Consider the following 20,091-nt stretch of genomic DNA (forward strand, 5'->3'; position numbering starts at 1 on the left):
CTAACGTCCAATGTCTAATATCTGGGGGTTAACAACATAAAATGGGTGAGTACAAGAACGACTAGAGCAAGCAAAAGGATTATTAAGGATATGGCGGGTTGGTTAAAAAAGCTATTTTCTCCCTCTCAGGGTCGGGGCCAAACACCCACCGTAGACCTTCCCCCCCTCACCGACGCAGATTTTGAATTTTTATTGGCGCAGCTCCTCCAGGGAATCTCGCGGGGATGGCAGCCTGATCGCCTAGAAGTATTTATCGCTGATTTGGGGATTCGCGGTAAAGTCACCGCCTGGGAAGCATGGTTAGAACGCTACAGTACGCAAATACTAGCACAGGCACAACCCCCCCAACAACAACAGGTTGGCACACGACTGCTCTATATCAGTAATGCCTTTAAAAACTCACCAAAGCTACAGCGTTTCGCCCGTGCTTTCGGGGATACAGGGCAACAATTAGTGACCGGACGCGGAAAAATCGCCATTGAAATTTGGGAATATGCTGGTGCCGATCAACTCGCTGAGCAAGAAGTGGCCCCAGAAAATACCCCAACATCAGCACAACCCCAAGAAGCGTCCCCAGAAGTAACAGAGCCAGTTGTCACCCCCGAAGCAGAAATGATGGCGGAGCCCCTGCCTGAAACTCCGGAAACGATCAATCCAGAAGCATCAGAACCGCCAACCCAAGAGGCACCAGAGGAATTCACCCAAGAAACCACGACCGAGGACACCACTCAAACAATCGAGGCCTTATTTCAGGCTGGTCTGACAAAAGCCGATCAGGGGGACTTTGCCGGGGCGATCGCCGCCTGGGATGAGGTAATTGAACTTAATCCAACTATCGCGGCCGTGTGGCATAACCGGGGCAGTGCCTTTGGTCGCCTCAAGCAATATGACCAAGCCCTCGAATCTCTCAAACAAGCAATTCTGTTAGCCTCCGATAACGTTCTCATTTGGCGCGATCACAGTTATGTGCTCATGGCCCTTGAACAGTGGCAAGCGGCCCTCAAGAGCTGGAATACCACCATCGAATTGCAAGAAGACCTCACCGAAGCTTGGTACCAGCGGGGCCTCACCCTCGAACAACTCAACAAACTAGAAAACGCCCAAATCAACTACCGTCGCGTCTTGCATCTTGCGCCGGATTTTGCCCAGGCCCAGGAGCGTTTAGAGGCCATCGAAGCAGTGCTCAATGCCCCGTCCTCACCGCTACCGACAGATCCTTGGGCTGAATAATTAAGCGCGGCCACTGCTCTGTCCCCATCTCCATTGTTCTTTCCCCGTATTTCATGGCACAACAACGCACAATTGACCGCATTTATACCGACGGTGGCTGTATTCGCAATCCCGGCCCCGGTGGCTGGGGAGTGGTGATCCAGTTTACCGATGGCACCGTTCTGGAAATGGGCGATCGCCAACCCGAAACCACCAATAACCGCATGGAAATGCAAGCCGCAATCCAGGCCCTCGAATTTGTCCGCGACTGTCCCCAGCCAGAACCAGTACGCCTCTTTACCGATAGTAAATACGTCATCGACGGCATCACCAAATGGATTAAAGGCTGGCAAAAAAAGGGCTGGAAAACCGCCACTGGCAACCCCGTTTTAAATCAAGACCTCTGGCAACAACTGAACCAACTGAACCAACCGACCATCTCTTGGTGTCACGTCAAAGGCCATAGCGGTGAGGCAGGGAATGAACGGGCCGATGCGATCGCCAATGGCTTTGCCCGGGGTCAAGCCCCTAACCTACGCAGCCCCAATGCAACCAAAGATCTACCAAAATCTAGAGGTACGAGCACCAACAGCCCGCCACAATTGACGATAGATTACCCAAAATCTAACGTTGTAACGCCGAATCCATCTCCCCAAGAGCCCATGACAGATCTCACCAGCCTTGCCCCTGAAGACATTACCCTGCCCTACCATGAACGAGTTAAGCGCTTAACAGACCTCATCGAAAGTCTCCGTATTGCCGATGAAATTGCGGAAAATGGTTATTTTATTAGTAGTTCTGAGTTGGCAGATCTAATGGATGTAAATGCCAGTGCCGTCACCAGTCGGGGCCATGAATGGACTTGGCGCAATTGGATTGTCTCCCGGGTCAAACGAGAAGGTAATCAGATCCTTTGGCAACTCGACCGCATTATCGGTGATGAGACGACGACCTAAACTCACCTATGACCGGGGCACCCTGATCCTCCATCCCCCACCCCAGGGTAAAACTTGGCTAGATTTCGTCACTTGGGATGATCGCATTGAAAAATTTAAGCTCTCGGCCCAGGATTATCGCCCCCTCGTGGAACGGTTACGAAACGAAGGGGTAGATTTTATCGATGCAGCCCAACAATTTTCACCCCTAGATTTTGATCCGGCCTTTCCCCTCGAACCCTATCCCCACCAACGGGAAGCCTTGTTAGCCTGGAAAAAAGGCGATCGCCAGGGGGTTGTGGTCTTACCTACTGCTGCCGGAAAAACCTACCTCGCCCAACTGGCCATGGCCAGCACCCCCCGCACAACCTTGGTGGTGGTGCCTACACTCGATTTGATGCACCAATGGTATGCCCAGCTCAGCACCGCTTTTCCGAACATTGATGTGGGTCTGTTGGGGGGTGGTTCCCGCGATCGCACCCCTATCTTGATTGCCACCTACCACAGCGCCGCGATCCACGCAGAAACCCTCGGAAACCAATATGCCCTGATTATTTTCGATGAATGTCACCATTTACCCAGTGACTTTTTCCGGGCGATCGCCGAATATTCCATTGCCCCCTATCGTCTCGGTTTAACCGCCACCCCCGACCGGAGCGATGGCCGTGAGCAGGATCTAAAACACCTCATTGGGCCTGTCGTATATGACCGTACCCCCAGTTCCCTTTCCGGGAAAGCCCTAGCCGAGCACCAAATTATTCAACTCAAAATTCCTCTGACCACCACCGAGGCCGACCAATATCAACAACTCATCGCCACCCGTAACCAATTTCTCCAGGACAATAATATCTATCTGGGTTCCCTGGAAGGTTGGCAAAATTTTGTTGCGCTCAGTTGTCGTTCTGCTGCGGGTCGCCGTGCTATGTTAGCCCACCGTCAGGCCAAAGATATCGCCGCTGGCACCGCCGGAAAATTGCGCACCCTCGCCCAGTTGATCGAGCGTCATTACCCCGAAAAAATTCTGATTTTCACCAACGATAACGCCACTGTTTATCGTATCTCCCAGGACTTTTTAATTCCCGCCATTACCCACCAGACTCCAGTCAAGGAAAGGCACCAAATCCTCGAAAAATTTCGTCGCGAAACATACCATATCCTGGTGACTTCCCATGTTTTGAATGAGGGGGTTGATGTGCCCAATGCCCGGGTGGCGATTATTCTCTCCGGTAGTGGTTCGAGTCGAGAATATGTACAACGTTTAGGGCGAATTTTACGCAAAGGTAAATCATCGACAAAGTTGGCCCTTTTGTATGAATTGGTAGCAGAAAATACAAATGAAGAGCAACTTTCCCAACGGCGACGTTCTCCCCTTAACCAAACAAAGCAACCACTTACCTCTGTTAATTTAAACAGCAATTTACCACGGGTTGCAGAATCCCAGAATCCTTACAGAGCAAACTCTCCAGGAGAATCCACACCCCCCAAAGTTCCACCAGATCTAGGTCTTCCTAACGACTAAAATGCCCTTGATTTTGCCCATAAAGTGCCTCTTTTTACAAAGAAAACTGCTCAGAAAAATCGTTAACCAAATTATAACTTAATCTTTTTTAAACTTTGGAATTATAATGTAAGAATAGTCTCTATAAAAAGCGATATAAAGAAACGCAATTTAAAATCTATGCAATTGTTTCATCAGCCACCCCAAAGAGAACGAACGCAATTTGAACGTTCCTTACAACGTTTAGAACAAGAAGTTTTGCGGATGGGGGCGCTGGTCGAGCAAGCCTTTCGTTTGGGTCATAATTGTCTGTTTAAAGAAGATTTAGAGGCCTATGAAACGCTCCGGGCCTTAGATAAAGAAATCGACCGCTACTATCGCCGGATTGAAGCTGATTGCTCGGCAATGCTGACTCTGAAGGCCCCAGTGAGTCAAGATTGTCGGTTTGTGAGTGCGTTTATGCAGTTGGTGCGAGATTTGGAGCGGATCGCTGATTATGCTGAGGATTTGGCGGAAAAGTCGATGCGTTTAGTCCCCTATCCGACCCACATTCTAATGGCGGATATTGAAGGGATGTCGGAACATGCCCAGTTGATGTTGTCCACAAGCTTGGTGGCCCTAGCGGATTTAGATCCCAATGCCGGTGCTTATGTAAAGAGATTAGATGATCGGGTCGATGATGATTATGATCGCATTTATGCAGCCCTGGCCCAGCAGCAAAATCAGCCTGGGGTGATTGAACCGTTTATTCTGATGGCGTTGATTATCCGAGATCTAGAACGGATGGCGGACCACGCGACAAATATTGCCCAGCGCGTTTCTTATATCATTACTGGACAACGGGGCTAACGATAGAAAGAATACCCTTCTAGCTTTTCTCAAGTATTGACACCCCTCTAGCTCCCCTCAAGGGAAGTAACCCCTTCCGGCCTAGCGGCCACCTTCCCCAGGGAAGGATAGTGGGTTTATTGGGTGGCGTCGGAGAGATCAACCACGTCAAGCCAGCCTTCGAGGGCATCCCAGCCGAGGCCTTTACGGATGAGGGTCGGTTGGCGATCGCAAAAGTCGAGAATTGTAGAAGTCTTGGTGCCGGGCTCGCTGTCACTGTCGATGATGATATCCACAAGGGGTTCTAGGGCATCAAAGAGGCGCGCTTTTTCGAGGCCGAGGGTAAAAGGTTCACCATCTTCATCAGGCAAGTGGGCCGAGGTGGAAATAATCGGATTGCCGAGGGCCTGGAGTAAACCCTGGCAAATGGCATGATCGGGGACGCGGATCCCGGTGCTGCGGCGTTTGGGGCTCATCACCAGCTTTGGCACCTGTTTTGTGGCGGGAAGTAAGAAGGTATAGGGGCCAGGAATTGCCCGTTTCATAATCCGGTAGGCTTCGTCACTGACGAGGGCATATTCAGAAATATTCGACAGGGACGAGCAGAGGAAAGTGAGGGGTTTGTCATTGGCGAGGCGCTTGAGCTGGCGCACTTTTTGCACGGCTTGCTTTGCGGTGAGATCACAACCAATGGCGTACACTGTATCTGTTGGATATAACATCACGGCCCCAGCCCGGAGTTGTTGGGCGATCGCCTCTAAATCCCGTTGTTGGGGATTTTTCGGGTGGAGTGAATAATAATTAGCCATTGTTTTTGCCGCTATGAAAAAAATTGCCTATCTCGAATGCCCGACGGGGATTGCAGGAGATATGTGTCTCGGTGCATTGGTAGATGGGGGCGTACCGCTGGAATATCTCAAAAATCAGCTAAATCGCTTGGGAATCGCCGCTGAATACGATCTTCGGGCGGAAACGGTGATTCGTCAAGGACAGCGGGCGACAAAGGTCTTTGTGGATCTCAAAACTAAGGCAGCTCACCATGACCATGATCATTCCCAGGATCAGACTCATCACCATCATGCTGACCATGCTCCCCACCGCCATCTGCCAGAAATTCAGGTCATGATTAAAGGGGCAGGCTTACCAGAGCGGGTTGAACGCTGGAGTTTGGCGATTTTTCAGAATTTGGCGATCGCCGAAGCAACGGTTCACGGTACAACCCCAGAGCAAGTACATTTCCACGAAGTTGGTGCGACCGATGCCCTGGTAGATATTGTGGGGACTTGTTTAGGACTAGATTGGTTAGAAATTGATGAATTATATTGTGCGCCGATGCCCACTGGTGGCGGCACGGTGAAAGCAGCCCACGGAATTTTGCCCGTCCCGGTACCAGCGGTGCTCCAACTCTGGCAACAACGCCAGGTTCCGGTTTATAGCAATGGCATCGAAAAAGAATTAGTCACTCCCACCGGCGCGGCGATCGCCACCACTTTAGCAACGGACTTTTGTCGGCCACCCGCCATGACCCTCGCAAAAATTGCCCTGGGTTCTGGCACCATTGATTTACCCTTGCCGAATTTATTGCGGCTCTGGATCGGCCACCAGCCAGAAACGCCCCATCTGGAAACCATAGTTACCCTCGAAACCCAAATTGATGATCTCAATCCCCAGGCGATCGCCTATGCCTGCGAAAAATTACAAGCGGCCGGGGCGTTAGACGTTTTCACCCAGGGGATCACGATGAAAAAAAATCGCCTAGGCACTCTCCTAACGGTGATTTGTCCCGTGGCATTGGTCGAGATTTGCGAAGCAATTCTGTTTACCGAAACCAGCACCCTCGGCATCCGTCGCCACACCCAAACCCGGTCAATTCTCCAGCGGCGCTTTGAAACTGTTGCCACCCCTGCTGGAGAGATTCAACTGAAAATCGGCTACCGGGGCGACAAAATCTACAACGTCCAACCGGAATACGAAGACGTTAAGGCGATCGCCCAACAAACTGGACAATCCTGGCAGGCGATCGCCCAACAAGCCCTTTGCCAATTCCACACCGAGTCTTGACCCCTCAAAAAATCCAGCACCGTCGTCCCCTATGCCTTACGAATATTCAAAAAACGCTGGTATTTCTGATAAAGGGGTAAACCGGGGAAATCCTGCTTAAAAATATCCGGCACATCATAATCATTGGGGGGATAGGTGTCTTTAATCGTCTGTAACTCCCCGGCAATTTGCTCCCACTTTCTGAGATCCCCCAGGAGAGCCTTAAACTCAGCCCCTGCATTTTTATTGCGATAGTTCAATGCGAGAAAGTGAAACACTTTGACGTGGCCCAAAAGGTTATTTTGGTTCCTCGGCATCCCCATCGCCGAACACAGCGTGTAAACCGTTTCCTCGATCTCCGAAACCCGCTGTTCCAAAACCTCTAGATCGGTGCCAATTGGCTGTGTTAACACTTCCTGGGCCAGTTTAAAGGTTGATAACAGCAGAGAATAGCGGGATTTCAGGTTTCTCAAAATGTTCAGCAACTTCACGCCACTTTTGTAGCGACTAACCTCTTTAATCGCCAAAATATAGTTTTTGGTGACCCGCAGGCCCTCATCGGTTTTAAATTCCTTGAGGAAAGGGGTGACTCTCGCTTTCATTTCGAGGACAATTTCGGTGCTGTCGGTGTGATGGTCTAAAATATCGGCGATCGCCTCGTAGACCTTAAGCTGAGTCGGGCTGCGATACAGAAATTCCGTTTCGTTAATCAAGACAAAGCTTTCAAGGGAAAATAACATCACCTCAAACAAATCAATCGTATTCTTGAGGTTTTTAAAGGTGCCCATGTTCAGATCGATTAAAATCCGAATCCGAAAGAAATCAAGGAACTCCTGATTGCCGAATTTTCGATTTTCCAAGCCCTGGAGAGTGATCGCCTTCGTTTCAAGTTGCTTCCAAAGCTGCCCATAGCGATCAAGAGAATAAGGGGGAACCGCAGGCTTCGCAAAATAGTTTGTGACCTTCTCCACCAAGCTCTTGTTGCCAAAAATCGGCTTCTTCCAAAAAGAATCGGCGGTTTTTTCTTCCGTCGATGGAGACTTTGGGGCTGCAGTCGCCTGATTCGTCGTACCTTGAGGGGTGGGAGTTATTTTGAGGTCAAAGTGAGCCTGGAGTACACCAAACTCTTCCTGGGTAAGCTGACCTTCCTTGACTAAAGAGAGTAGACGCTCTAATTGTGGTGCGTTATTGATGGGCATGCTTTCCTCACTGATTTGATCAAATAACCCCAGCGCTACCATGTAGTGTATCTCTCCCCTGGGGTTTGTTACATTGCGTTGTTGATCTTTTACGAAACCGCCGAAAAATTACCGAAATAATTTTTCCATTGAGCGAGGCGTCAACCCAAGGCCAAAAATTCCCCACCCCTTGCCCAAGATTGGGCCTCAACATTGAGTCTTAACTATCCGTTCCTAGAAGCGAATTTGGCTAGAGTGAATCATCCCCATGCCGCCGCAGACATCGGTATAGAACCAATTTCCTTGGTTGCCGTAGAGGTTGATGGTTTGGCGCGATCGCACGGTGCACAAAATTGGCCCATTGGGGTAAGTGCGGACATTCGAGGGGGGAGCAAAGACAAAAGCAGTATCATTCGCGCCCGTATTACCAGGATTACCATCACAGACAAAGTTCAGCATATTTTGGGTGGCCGTGGATCTGGGACCATGGGTCACACCATCATGGAAGCTCGTCCAGGTGTTATCCCAACAATGGGCCTGGGCATTAATTTTCATTTGGCCGAGGTAGTACGTAAAGTTAACACTTCGTTCACTGGCCCGCCGGATGGAACAACGATCCACATTGATACTCGCGCCAGTCACCGCTTGACCCATATAGACGTTGCAGGATTGGGCATTGAGATTTTTCTGGGGGCCTAGGGCTGTGGCCAGGACTAAACCGAGGGGGACTAGCAACAGACTTAGGGATTGGTGCATTGTAGGGTGTAACATATCAGTTACCTCCACCATCGAAAAAGTAATGTAGGGCTAATAATATTGTCGCTATTTTTCCCTGCAACAACGGCTTATTTTTATAAAAAGTAATAACAAATGGCTTAAAAAATTTAATTTTTTCTTTATCTTATTTTTTAACTGATTTAAAAACTATTCAATAAGAGAATTGTCCTTAAAAACAGAGGATTTAAGCCATCAACCAGAAAAATCGCTTTAGAAAGTAAGGCTTGACCCGATGGGGTTGAGGGGTAATTCCCCACATTCGGGGATCATTTGACTCTTTTAAAGGATTTATAACCCAGAGAAAAATAAAAAGTTTTGGGTCGTATTTCTATATTTTTTTTATTGATATTTTCTCACTACTTTTTATTAAGATTGAAAAAGATTTTTTTTTTCGGCAACAATCTATCAAATATCGCACCATTGGTAAACTTTAGGCGTGATTTTCGTCATAAAGATGTACTTGATAATCCTGTCAGCTGACCAGATAATTTTTGGGTAGTGCGACAGCGGCCTGACGTGGCTTTGTGCTTTGGGGGGAGAAGCGAGGCGATCGCCAAGGGAGTTTTGACCGATAAACTAATAGGTAGTGGTACTGTACTTCTTGGAATCTCAAAATGTTTCAGCAAATGCAGCTGCATAAACACGCTTCAAAAGATATGTTGCCCCGATCGGTCAGGCGATGAAACGTTTTTTGCGATTTTTTTTATTTCTTAATCACCGAACGCTGTATTGGACGATCCGCCAGGCGTTACGACGGCGACTGTTGGGGCTTTCGGCGGAGATTGCCTTTAACGTCATGCTGTCTTTGTTCCCGACGATCATTATGGCGTTGACGGCCCTGGGCTTATTCACGGCCACCCTCGATAACCAAACCATTCTACAGTTGGCGAGCTATTACGAAGATGTGATGCCGGTGTCGGTATGGACGCTCCTGCGGGAGTTCGCGGCAGAAATTAGCAAAACTCCCAGTAGAAGTTTATTTTCGGTGAGTTTTGTAGCGACGATCTGGGTCTCGTCCGGGGCGCTGAGTGCGGCAATGAATGCCCTCGATCAAATCCACGAAATCCCCCCGGAACAACGGCGTCCTTTCTGGAAAGCAAAGTTGATGTCGATTTTTATTACCCTGGGGGCGATCGCCCTTTTGATTTTTGCCTCATTTTTGGTGCTGGTGGGCGATAGCGTCATTAAAGTCGGACTCGATTTAATTGTGCGCTTACCTGTAGATACGACGGGGGTCAACGTGCTGGTCACCCTCTGGCGGCTGTTGAGTTTCCCGTTAGCATTGGGGTTAGGGACGGGCATTATTGCGATGGTGATTAACATTCTGACGAGCCCCCCCGATCGGCGTCATCCCCTGCGCAAGCTCAAACAGATGTCCTTTGGTTTAGTGATCGCCCTCATTGCCTTTTTCGCCCTGTGTTTTTCGATTCTCTTTATCCAAAATCTGATTGTCGATATGGAGATCAACTATGATCTGGCAAATCTGTTGGTTATTCTCTGGCGTTTCTTGAGTTTACCCGTCGCCTTGGCGATCGTTTCCATTGCCTTTGCTTTTATCTACAGCATGGGTTCTAGTCGCCTGATTAAAGGGATGCCCATTTTGCCCGGTGCCGTTCTGGGAGCTGTTTCCTGGGCGATTATCTCTTCTCTATTTCGCCTCTATGTTGCCAACTTTGGCCAATATAACCGTGTCTATGGGGCTGTGGGGACGGCGATTATTCTGATGCTCTGGCTCCAACTCAGCGCCCTGGTGATGCTCCTAGGGGATCAGCTTAATGTCGTTGTCGGCGAAGCCATGCTTGCAGATGCCCTCAAACGCGGCGATCGCCAACTCAACAAAAATCCCCCACTGCCAGAAGAAGCACCAGGGGAAATTTAATTAGCTTTTTAGGTTTAGGACGTCAGTACGCAAGAAAACTAGGCAACTGTTGCCGTGGCCAGTTCCTGTTTGAGAATATCTACCTTATCCAAACGTTCCCAGGGAAGATCTAAGTCTGTCCGACCAAAATGTCCATAGGCGGCCACATCCTGATAAAAACGCCCATTACGTTGGCTCGGTAAATTGCGCAGATCGAAAGCCTGGATAATCCCCGCCGGACGCAGTTCAAAATGTTTCTGCACGACTTCGAGCAACCGATCCTCATCCACAGTGCAAGTACCAAAGGTCTCGATCATCACACTCACTGGACGAGCCACCCCAATCGCGTAGCTCACCTGCACCTCACATTTTTCCGCAAGGCCCGCTGCGACAATATTCTTCGCCACATAACGGCAAGCATAGGAAGCACTGCGGTCTACCTTAGTGGGATCTTTGCCGGAGAAAGCACCGCCCCCGTGACGAGAATAGCCACCGTAGGTATCGATAATAATCTTGCGGCCCGTAAGTCCAGAATCTCCCTGGGGGCCACCAATGACAAACTTACCAGTGGGGTTTACCAGGAACTTCGTACTGTCACTTAAACCCACCGTTGCCCCGACAAAAACAGGTTTAATTACTTTTTCCAACAGATCCGCCTTGATCTTGGCCTGAATCTCCGTATTGTCTGTGAGTGCCCCAATGGTCTCTGTGTGCTGGGTCGAAATCAAAATCGTATCGATCCCCACGGGTTTGCCGTCCTCGTAGATCACCGTTACTTGGGTTTTACCGTCGGGGCCGAGGTAAGGCAGTTCACCGCTTTTGCGCACTTGGCTCAATTTCAGAGACAAACGATGGGCCAAACTAATGGGGAGGGGCATGAATTCGGGTGTCTCGTTGCAGGCATAGCCAAACATTAACCCCTGGTCTCCGGCACCAATTTCATCGAGTTGGTCGTCACTGAGTTTGTCCCGTTGCTCCTGGGCGCTGGTGACCCCCTGGGCGATGTCGGGGGATTGTTCATCCAGGGCAACCATCACAGAGCAGCTATTGGCAGAAAAGCCATTATCGGCATTGGTGTAGCCAATTTCTTTGATTTTTTGGCGAGCCACCTGGATAAAATTCACATTCGCTTGGGTTGTTAGTTCACCCGTAATCAGCACCAAACCGGTATTGGTCACAACCTCAGCAGCAACACGGCTACTGGGATCAGCAGCAAGTACGGCATCTAAAATTGCATCGGAGATTTGGTCACAAATTTTATCGGGATGTCCCTCGGTGACGGATTCGGAGGTAAAGAGATAACGACGAGACAATGTTGTATATCCTCTTGAGTTTAGAAAGTGGACAAGCGGGGTAGTGGCTTTTTATTTTATCTGGTTGAGTTCCTTTCTCTTTCAGAATTCGGGAGTTTCTGCTGGGCGATCGCCAATTTTCCTGACCGCTAGGTTAACCATGCCGCCGTTGGTGCCAGTGCCAAGCATGTTGCAAAATAGTTTCCAGGTCAGCATATTGGGGTTGCCAACCCAGAACTGTACGGGCTTTTTCACTGCTTCCCACAAGGCTGGGGGGATCACCGGGGCGACGGTCGGTGGCGATCGCCTTGATCTCTTTGGCGGTAATTTTGCGGGCGGCCTCAATTACCTCTTTAACCGAAAAACCGTTGCCATTGCCGAGGTTAAAGGCATTGGTTGCCCCGCCTTGCAGTAAATATTCCAGACCTAAAACATGGGCATCGGCGAGGTCACTCACATGGATATAATCCCGGACGCAAGTGCCGTCGGGGGTAGGATAATCGGTGCCAAAAATGGAAATATGCTCCCGTTGACCGAGGGCCGCAAAGAGCACCAGGGGGATCAAGTGGGTTTCGGGGTTGTGGTCTTCTCCTAGGTGACCATTGGGATCAGCTCCCGCTGCGTTGAAATAACGGAACATCACCGACCGCAAGCCATAGGCCCGGTCAAAATCCCAGAGCATTTTTTCCACCATCAGCTTGCTCATGCCGTAGGGGGTGATTGGGTTTTGGGGATGAGCTTCGGGGATGGGAATTTCGCTTGGTTCGCCGTAGGTGGCACAGGTAGAAGAAAAGACAAACTGCTTGACTCCCGCTGCGATCATCGCCTCCAGGAGTGTTAAAGTCCCGACCACGTTATTGCGATAGTATTTGGCGGGCGCTGTGACCGATTCCCCCACGTAGGCATAGGCGGCAAAGTGCATCACCGCATCGATTTTGTGATCTGTAAAAATTTGATCTAACAAAGGGCGATCGCCTGTGTCCCCAACGATCAGTTCCGCTTTGAGCACCGACGCCACTAAATCTTGGTGACCATAGACCAAGTTATCTAGCACAATGACCCGATAACCGCGCCGTTGCAGACTCAATACCGCCTGGGAGCCAATGTAACCCGCTCCCCCCGTGACTAAAACTGTTTTGTCTGCCATGGCTGTCCCCCTGTTTATCTTCTAAATGACCGCTAGAACATTCGTGCAATTAACTGGTTCGGCATCAAATCCTTTCTCAAATTCAGAAACTAGAATTTAGACACCTTCCCATGGAGCCAATTTACCAGGAGAGTCGGGCAATTTTTCATAAACCAACGCCAGGCCAAAATCCGAAAAATAGGCTTAGAAAATCGGGCAATGTATTTCGCCAAGCGATTGAGGGGGCGGCGGCGGACTTTTTTGTTGATTAAATTCACCGAGCCAATGTCGTAGAGGCATTCTAAAACCAGTTTGACCGTGGTCTCTTCCCGCAAAAACATGGTTTCAATGAGCAGCAACATATCCTGGAGGCGTTTCTCTTCAAATTCTTGCTCCTGGACGGTTTTTGTGAGGGGGGCTGTAACCTCGGATTGGACAGTAATTGGGGCTTTGGACATGGGCAGATCACAATGGGCGCATTGAAAACATCATAGTGGGAGTTTAGGGGGCCTGTACAAATCAAAACTTTGGCCCACTGCGTGATATTCTGAGAGAAATTATTTCTGTTCCTTTTTTGCCAGCCACTGTCTATGTCTTCGCCTTCTTTTGATTCCGGACGGGAGCTTGATGCTCAGGACATCGTTACCCTCACCGATGCCATGGGGCGATCGCTAGATTGTTACGTTGAGAATGAAATTACCCAGGATGGCACTGAATACTATTTTTTGATGCCAGTAGACCAGCCAGTGGTGATCCTCGCTTGGGACGAAGATGAAGCCGAGGAGAGCGATTTACCGGAAACGGAACTGGTTGAAGATCCAGAGGAACTTGCAGAAATTTTCCCCGATGCCAAGGCTGTTTTGGCAGAACATGATTTAATCCTCCAGGATACAGCCCATGTGATGACCGTTCGTGGTGAGTTGCCCCCCCTGGAAGAGGATAAAATTCTCTCTTTAGAGATTGAAGATGATGACTTTGAAGACGAAGAGCTAGAGGCCGAAGAGTTACAGGAATTAGCGCGCTTCTACCACCTCGACCAACTGTATAGCATCTACACGCCCCTAGAGCCGATTCCTATTTTTGTGAAGGTGACTGAGGATGAAGAAATGGAGATCCTCGAACCTGGGGATCCGATGATCCAAAGTTTAGTTGATACGCTCCTGCTCCAAGATGCCGACTAATGCGCCCCCCAAAACGCAACCCTTAGCACAGCGAAAACGGGGCTTTCCTTGGTTTTCTGGGATCCTCGCCCTGACAGTGGCGATCGCCTTTTGGCAGAGTTGGGCCTGGTGGCGGTGGGCGATCGCCCCTGGGGAAAATGCTGACCAGACGGTACAACTCGACATTCCAGTCGGTACAGGCGCAGCCCAAATTGGCGAAGATTTAACGGCTTTGGGTTTAATCCAATCGCCCAAGGCGTGGCAGATCTGGGTAAAGTGGCTCAGGCTCACGGATCGAGGCGGCAGTCTCAAGGCGGGTACCTACCAATTTCCGCCCAACCAAGATCTCCCGGCGATCGCCCAGCAAATTTGGTCAGGGGACGTGGTACAGACGAGCGTGACCATCCCCGAAGGTTGGACGATCCAACAGATGGCAAACCGTTTTGAAGCTTTGGGGTTTTTTCCGGCCACGGAGTTTATTGCGGCGACCCAGACCATCCCCCGCGAGCAATTTCCCTGGTTGCCAGCAGATTTAACCTCCTTAGAAGGCTTTTTATTTCCCGACACCTATTTTCTCGATACCGCCCAGCCCAGCCCCCCAGCGATTATTGAGCAGATGTTAGGCCAATTTGAGGCGGTGGTCTTGCCCCTCTATGAGGCCGAAACGGTGCCTTTGGATTTGTCCCTCGCGGAATGGGTGACCCTAGCGAGCATTGTGGAAAAAGAGGCGGTGATCCCTGAGGAGCGGCCGTTGATTGCCGGGGTATTTGTCAATCGCCTGGAACAGGGCATGCGCCTGGAAACAGACCCGACGGTGGAATATGGCCTCGGCATTCGCCAAACGAAGGAACAGCCCCTTACCCTTGAGCAGGTGCGCACCCCTAATCCCTACAACACCTATCTCAATGAAGGTTTACCACCAGGGGCGATCGCCTCACCGGGACTAGCCAGTTTTCGGGCGACGTCCAATCCTGAAGCGACGGACTTTTTATTTTTCGTGGCCAACTACGACGGCACCCATGTTTTCAGTGAAACCCTGGCAGAACATGAAGCCGCTACCCAACGGATCCGCGCCACCATCGACGGTGAGACGGAATAGTTAAAAAATCAATCGTGACGATGTCTAGCTTGGTGTCCCAGTTAACAGCCGACGGTTCCTATACGTTTTTTTCAGAAGAGTTTCAGGAGCATTTCCACTCCCAGGTGGGGGCCAAACGGGAGGCTAAGGAAAAATTTCTCCTGCCTTGTCGGATCGCCGAACTCGCCCAACAACCCCAACTCCGGCTTTTGGATGTTTGCTATGGCTTGGGTCATAATACCGCAGCAGCCCTCACGGAAATTTGGCGCGTTAATCCCCACTGTCAAGTCACCTTATTTGCCCTAGAAAAAGACCAGGCGATCGCCCTTGAGAGCATTCAGCAAAATGTCCTAGCGGCCTATCCGACAACAGTGCTGGGTTGCCTACGGGAACTGAGCGAAAATCTTCAGGTCGAAACAAGCCTATTCAAAGCCCAATTGCTCATCGGTGACGCGCGACAAACCATTCAACGGGTGATTCAAGCTGATTTCCAGGCCGATGCCATCTTTCTTGATCCCTTTTCACCGCCAAAATGTCCCCAGCTCTGGACGGTGGAATTTCTCGATTTAGTGGCCCAATGCCTTGCCCCTGACGGCTATTTGGCAACCTATTCCTGTGCGGCAGCGGTGCGGGTGGCACTCCAGGCAGCAGGTTTACAGCTCGGCAAAACCCCCGGTGTCGGTCGAAAGTCTCCCGGAACCCTAGCGCGGTTTATTCCTGAGAATCTGACGCCTTTGTCCCAACAGGAGCAGGAACATCTTCTCACCAATGCGGCGATCGCCTATCGCGATCCGACTCTCCAGGATGACGCAGACACAATCTTGCAGCGGCGACGGGACGAACAAAAATCTAGCCAGCGGGAATCCACAAGTCACTGGAAAAAACGTTGGTTAGCCCTCAATTCAACTGTGCCCGAAAACGATGCACACTCACCGACAACAGAATAATTGCAAACCCTAGCAATGCCAAAATATTCGGCCATAGGGAGTCAATCGCCACCCCTTTGAGAATCAAACTCCGGGCGATCGCCACATAATGGCGCAGCGGGTCAAACCATGAGAGAATCTGGAAAAATTTTGGCATACTCTCAATCGGGGCGATCGCCCCAGAAAGCTGGATAATCGGCGCATTAAAAAAGAACGACGTTAAGACGACCTGCTGCTGAGTACGCGATAGGGTGGCGAGTAAAATCCCTAAACCAATACTCACAAATACATACAGTCCAGAAAGACTATAAAAAATTAAAAAATTGCCCCGAAAAGGTAAATTGAAAATAAATTTCCCCATACCGCAAGCAATTAAAACATCGCCCATCAAAAGGATAAATAACGGCACAATTTTAGCCAATAAAATTTCCCAGCCCGATGCCGGAGTCATGAGTAATTGCTCTAGTGTGCCCACATCTTTTTCGCGAATGACAGTCACTGAAGAAATCAGAGAACCCGTTAATGTTAATACTAAACCGATCACTCCCGGCACAAAGAACCAACTACTAATCAAACCGGGATTATATAAAAAACGACTTTGGGTTTCGACGGGGGGCGTTTTAAATTCAGGATTTCTTCGGCGAGTATATTGATTCACAATTTGATTAATATAGCCATTCGTAATGCCTGCAGTATTGGCATCAACCCCATCAATAAAAACTTGTACTTCCGTTGAATTGCCTTGGTTTAAATCTCGATCAAAGTTAGGCGGAATAATTAATCCGGCGGTTAATTTACCATTCCGTACTTGCTCCTGTAACTGAGCTTCATTTTTAGGGATTGACTCAATTTGAAAGATGTCATTTTCCGTCAAGGCAGAAACAAATTCACGACTTTGGGCAGAATTAGCATAATCGATTAAACCTAAACTGAGGTGATCGACATTGGGGCTGAGGGCTAAACCAAAGACTAATAATTGAATCGTTGGCGGGAAAATTAACAGAAAAATAGATTGGCGATTTTTGAGAATTTGGCGAATTTCCTTGAGGGTTAATGCCCAGAAACGACCATCAAAAAAACCTTGTAGTAAATTAATTTTCATACATCAATATTTAGTCCGATATCTGCATATTTTCCATGATTTTTGTGGCAGCCTTCAAAAGGATTAAACCAATAATCCCAACCACAATGGGCACATACCAAATACTGCGCCAACCACTACCCCGTACAAAGGCATCACGGGTGAGCAAAATGTAATAGCGGGCGGGAATAATGTTAGCAATTAATGATAAGGGAAAGGGAATATTTTCTAAGCGATAAATAAATCCAGAGAGCAAAAATGAGGTTAAAAATCCGGCGATCGCCGTGCCTTGGACTGCTGCATTTTGGTTGCCACCCCGTGCGCCGATAAATAACCCGAAGGACACCGCCGCCGCGAGGTAAATGGCTGTGCCAATGATCAAGGGGAAGGGACTGGTTTGTAAGCGGATATGGAACAAGACAAAGGAGATGGTCATCACCACGAGGGTTTCGGCGATCGCCACCAGCCAGTACGCCAACCCCTTACCCAACAGCCATTCCGTAGAACTGAGATCGGAGGCATAGACCTGAATTGCGGTTCCCTGTTCCTTTTCTCGCACCACCGAAATGGCAGACAGCATCGACGGAAACACCCAGAAGACGACCCCAAAAATCCCCGGCACAATATACAGGGCTTCCTCCCGACCGGGATTAAACCAAATTCGCACCCGTGCTTGAATGCCTTCGGGACGCTGGGCATTGGGCAGAGTTTGGATAAAAAAGTTGGTTACCGCCCGCACACTATTTTGGATCACCCGCGCATTATTCACATCGGTGCCGTCGATCAGGGCTTGCACCTTGGCATTGCCCGCCGCCACATCTTCCGCAAAGGTGGGGGGAATGACGATGGTCGCTTTGGCTGTGCCTCGATCCAGAGAGGATAATGGCGAACTATCGACCAAGGGGGTCGGAATAAATTGATTGGTCGCAAAAAGTCGTTCCACATAGCTACGACTGAGGGGTGAATTGTCAAAATCCTGCACCGCCAAAGGAATATTTTTCGTTTCCAACCGGATCGCGTAGCCATAAATTAACAACATCCCCAAGGGCAGCACCAACGCCAAGGCAACGGTCAGGCGATCGCGGCTAAATTGTGCCAGTTCCTTTTTCGCTTGGGATAAAACACGTTTTAGGCTCATGGTTTAGCGTAAATCCTCCGCCCGTTGGACTGTGCCGATAAAGGAATCTTCGAGGGTGAAGGGAATGGTGCGCTGGCTATATATTTCAATCCCTGCTTGCTGTAAGGTTTGCTGGACAAAATTTAAGTCTTGGGCGGGATTATCTAAAACGAGGTGCAGGCGATCGCCAAAAATCGAGACCCGCCAATGGGCTAATTTTTCCTTGAGTAAATCCGAACTGTGCTGAATTTGGTTGGTACAAAGCTCGATCAATTGTCCCGGTTGTGCCGCCTTAATCTCCGTCGGGGAACCCTGCGCTACGATCTCCCCCGCCACCATAAACGCCATCCGATTACAATTTTCCGCCTCCTCTAAATAGTGAGTGGTGACCAGAATCGCCGTCCCCTGCCGCGCAAAATCCCGAATTAACCGCCAAAACTGCCGTCGCGCCACCGGATCCACCCCCGAAGTCGGTTCATCGAGAAATAAAATATCCGGCTCGTGCATCACCGACGCGCCAAAGGCGACCCGCTGTTTCCAACCCCCTGGTAAACTGCCCGTTGTGATTTTTTCCCGACCGAGTAACCCACAGGTTTCCAACACCCACGCGATTTTTTCCCGTCGCAATTTTCGGGGAATACCGTACACGCCGCAATAAAATTCCAAATTTTGCTGAATACTCAGATCATCGTACAGGGTAAATTTTTGGCTCATGTACCCAAGACGCGATCGCACTTCGGAGCGGTGGAGTTTTTCTGTTTCCCCTGCCAGTTGCATCACCCCTGCCGTCGCAGGTAACAGACCGCAGATCATTTTAATCGTGGTGGTTTTGCCCGCGCCGTTTGCGCCGAGGAGTCCATAAATTTCACCGTAGTGGACATCGAAGGTGACATTTTTCACTGCCTGAAATTCCCCAAAGGTTTTTTGCAGTTGTTGGGCAGAAATGGCGAGTTTTAGAGCTTTTGGGTTGGCATTTCCCCGTTTTCGGTAATAGGGGAAGGATTTATACACCGGATCTGCTCCTTGCTGCCGCAGGTGGTTTACAAAGACATTTTCGAGGGTCGGTTCATTCGCTTCTAAACTATGTAGAGTGATATTGTCTTGGGCTAAGGTTTGGGTGATGTCCCGCTGGGCTTGAGTAACATCAGGGGTCAAAATATCGAGGCGATCGCCAAAGGATTGCACATCGATCACCGTTTCCGGCGCTTGGTTGCGTAACAATTTTTCCGCTGCGGTTAAGGGAGTCGCCCGCAATTCCAAGCGATGTAACCCTAAATTTCGTTGCAATTCCCCCAGTGTGCCAAGCTGCTGAATTTCCCCCTCATAAATCAGGGCGAGGCGATGACAGCGTTCCGCCTCATCCAGATAGGGCGTTGCCGTCACAATCGTCACCCCCTGGGCCGCAATCCCCGCCAGCAAATCCCAAAACTCCCGCCGCGACACCGGATCAACCCCCGTCGTCGGCTCATCGAGCAACAAAATTTTCGGCTGGGCAATCAACGCACAACATAACGCCAGCTTCTGTTTCATCCCCCCCGACAACTGCCGCGCCAACCGCTCTGGAAACTGATCGAGGTTCATCAATTTCAGTAAATGCCGATGGCGATCGCCAAATATCCGCTCTGGCACATTCCGTAAGCCTGCCACATAGCGCAAATTTTCCAGAATGCTCAGATCCAAATACAGCGAAAACTGTTGCGTTAAATAGCCCACATCCAAGCGGGACTCCTGCGGCGTTTTACCGAGCATGGCTACCGTTCCCGCCGTGGCCCCCATCACCCCCGCCAAAATCTGGAACGTGCTCGTTTTTCCCGCCCCATCCGGCCCAATCAGCCCAAAAATTTCCCCCGCTTTCATCGAAAAATCAATGCCCCGCACCGCCCGCACCGCGCCATAGTCTTTCCGCAGTCCCGCCACCTGAATCGTCGTTTCCCCGTAGCGTAACCCGTTGCTAAAAGTTGAATGATTGCTCGTCGCTGTCATCATCA

The 20,091-nt window shown here is 49.8% G+C and carries 18 protein-coding genes and 1 pseudogene; 10 read left to right on the forward strand and 9 right to left on the reverse strand.

All coding sequences use genetic code 11. From position 1 onward, the window contains the following. Positions 1-90: 90 nt before the first annotated feature. The 5 genes and pseudogenes from AWQ24_RS08725 to phoU all read left to right on the forward strand — a co-directional run bounded on the left by AWQ24_RS08725 (position 91) and on the right by phoU (position 4,491). On the forward strand, positions 91-1,230 hold the full coding sequence (locus tag AWQ24_RS08725; RefSeq protein ID WP_065716580.1) for a tetratricopeptide repeat protein: 1,140 nt from the start codon (positions 91-93) through the stop codon (positions 1,228-1,230). Positions 1,231-1,283: 53 nt separating this feature from the next. Next, a pseudogene (gene rnhA / locus AWQ24_RS16705) lies at positions 1,284-1,709 on the forward strand (ribonuclease HI); the annotation flags it as partial. 162 nt (positions 1,710-1,871) lie between these two features. After that, complete coding sequence (locus AWQ24_RS16710; RefSeq protein WP_315862037.1) at positions 1,872-2,165, forward strand: hypothetical protein; 294 nt, start codon at positions 1,872-1,874, stop codon at positions 2,163-2,165. After that, positions 2,149-3,663 (forward strand): DEAD/DEAH box helicase, encoded by a 1,515-nt coding sequence (locus AWQ24_RS08735; RefSeq protein ID WP_065716581.1) that lies wholly within the window; start codon positions 2,149-2,151, stop codon positions 3,661-3,663. Before AWQ24_RS16710 ends, AWQ24_RS08735 begins: the two co-directional genes overlap by 17 nt. A gap of 159 nt (positions 3,664-3,822) precedes the next feature. Beyond that, the gene (gene phoU / locus AWQ24_RS08740) at positions 3,823-4,491 is read left to right on the forward strand and encodes a phosphate signaling complex protein PhoU (protein ID WP_065710849.1); all 669 of its coding nucleotides are present in this window, start codon (positions 3,823-3,825) and stop codon (positions 4,489-4,491) included. A 116-nt stretch (positions 4,492-4,607) separates the two neighbouring features. Here phoU and AWQ24_RS08745 read toward each other — a convergent pair whose 3' ends face one another. Beyond that, a complete protein-coding gene (locus AWQ24_RS08745) occupies positions 4,608-5,279 on the reverse strand; it encodes an L-threonylcarbamoyladenylate synthase (protein WP_012307321.1) in 672 nt (223 codons plus the stop codon). 13 nt (positions 5,280-5,292) lie between these two features. Between AWQ24_RS08745 and larC the strand changes: the two genes are divergently transcribed. Next, on the forward strand, positions 5,293-6,531 hold the full coding sequence (larC, locus tag AWQ24_RS08750) for a nickel pincer cofactor biosynthesis protein LarC (RefSeq protein WP_065716582.1): 1,239 nt from the start codon (positions 5,293-5,295) through the stop codon (positions 6,529-6,531). A gap of 29 nt (positions 6,532-6,560) precedes the next feature. Here larC and AWQ24_RS08755 read toward each other — a convergent pair whose 3' ends face one another. Together AWQ24_RS08755 and AWQ24_RS08760 are read right to left on the reverse strand one after the other, a co-directional pair. After that, positions 6,561-7,709 carry a hypothetical protein gene (locus AWQ24_RS08755; RefSeq protein ID WP_157096844.1) on the reverse strand — a complete coding sequence of 383 codons (1,149 nt, stop codon included), beginning with the start codon at positions 7,707-7,709 and terminating at the stop codon, positions 6,561-6,563. A 213-nt stretch (positions 7,710-7,922) separates the two neighbouring features. Then, positions 7,923-8,459 (reverse strand): hypothetical protein, encoded by a 537-nt coding sequence (locus AWQ24_RS08760; protein ID WP_232318795.1) that lies wholly within the window; start codon positions 8,457-8,459, stop codon positions 7,923-7,925. Positions 8,460-9,144: 685 nt separating this feature from the next. On the opposite strand from AWQ24_RS08760, the gene AWQ24_RS08765 reads away from it, so the two are divergent. Beyond that, entirely contained in the window at positions 9,145-10,344 is a 1,200-nt protein-coding gene (locus AWQ24_RS08765; RefSeq protein ID WP_062434541.1) for a YihY/virulence factor BrkB family protein, read from the forward strand. A gap of 38 nt (positions 10,345-10,382) precedes the next feature. On the opposite strand, the gene metK is transcribed toward AWQ24_RS08765, so the two are convergent. From metK to AWQ24_RS08780, 3 genes are all read right to left on the reverse strand, one after another. Next, the gene (gene metK / locus AWQ24_RS08770; protein WP_065710854.1) at positions 10,383-11,636 is read right to left on the reverse strand and encodes a methionine adenosyltransferase; all 1,254 of its coding nucleotides are present in this window, start codon (positions 11,634-11,636) and stop codon (positions 10,383-10,385) included. A gap of 133 nt (positions 11,637-11,769) precedes the next feature. Beyond that, on the reverse strand, positions 11,770-12,762 hold the full coding sequence (galE, locus tag AWQ24_RS08775) for a UDP-glucose 4-epimerase GalE (RefSeq protein ID WP_065716585.1): 993 nt from the start codon (positions 12,760-12,762) through the stop codon (positions 11,770-11,772). An 89-nt stretch (positions 12,763-12,851) separates the two neighbouring features. Then, positions 12,852-13,199, reverse strand: a complete 348-nt coding sequence (locus AWQ24_RS08780; RefSeq protein WP_012307328.1) for a hypothetical protein — start codon at positions 13,197-13,199, stop codon at positions 12,852-12,854. Between the two features lie 132 nt (positions 13,200-13,331). Here AWQ24_RS08780 and AWQ24_RS08785 point away from each other — a divergent pair, with 132 nt between their 5' ends. Genes AWQ24_RS08785 through AWQ24_RS08795 form a run of 3 tightly spaced genes read left to right on the forward strand, consistent with a single transcriptional unit; the run spans position 13,332 to position 15,926 of the window. Then, entirely contained in the window at positions 13,332-13,922 is a 591-nt protein-coding gene (locus tag AWQ24_RS08785; protein WP_030007472.1) for a DUF3727 domain-containing protein, read from the forward strand. Then, positions 13,912-15,000, forward strand: a complete 1,089-nt coding sequence (gene mltG, locus AWQ24_RS08790) for an endolytic transglycosylase MltG (RefSeq protein ID WP_232318796.1) — start codon at positions 13,912-13,914, stop codon at positions 14,998-15,000. The genes AWQ24_RS08785 and mltG overlap by 11 nt, the downstream gene beginning before the upstream one ends. A 20-nt stretch (positions 15,001-15,020) precedes the next feature. Beyond that, positions 15,021-15,926, forward strand: a complete 906-nt coding sequence (locus AWQ24_RS08795; protein ID WP_065716586.1) for a tRNA (5-methylaminomethyl-2-thiouridine)(34)-methyltransferase MnmD — start codon at positions 15,021-15,023, stop codon at positions 15,924-15,926. Here AWQ24_RS08795 and AWQ24_RS08800 read toward each other — a convergent pair. Genes AWQ24_RS08800 through AWQ24_RS08810 form a run of 3 tightly spaced genes read right to left on the reverse strand, consistent with a single transcriptional unit; the run spans position 15,877 to position 20,089 of the window. Next, a complete protein-coding gene (locus AWQ24_RS08800) occupies positions 15,877-17,007 on the reverse strand; it encodes an ABC transporter permease (protein WP_065716587.1) in 1,131 nt (376 codons plus the stop codon). The two genes, AWQ24_RS08795 and AWQ24_RS08800, sit on opposite strands and share 50 nt — an antisense overlap. A 10-nt stretch (positions 17,008-17,017) precedes the next feature. After that, on the reverse strand, positions 17,018-18,124 hold the full coding sequence (locus AWQ24_RS08805; protein ID WP_065716588.1) for an ABC transporter permease: 1,107 nt from the start codon (positions 18,122-18,124) through the stop codon (positions 17,018-17,020). Between the two features lie 3 nt (positions 18,125-18,127). Next, the gene (locus AWQ24_RS08810; protein ID WP_232318797.1) at positions 18,128-20,089 is read right to left on the reverse strand and encodes an ATP-binding cassette domain-containing protein; all 1,962 of its coding nucleotides are present in this window, start codon (positions 20,087-20,089) and stop codon (positions 18,128-18,130) included. Positions 20,090-20,091: the final 2 nt, after the last annotated feature.

Origin of the sequence: Picosynechococcus sp. PCC 8807, from assembly GCF_001693295.1 — a bacterium.
In the GTDB taxonomy this organism is placed as follows: Bacteria; Cyanobacteriota; Cyanobacteriia; order Cyanobacteriales; family MRBY01; genus MRBY01.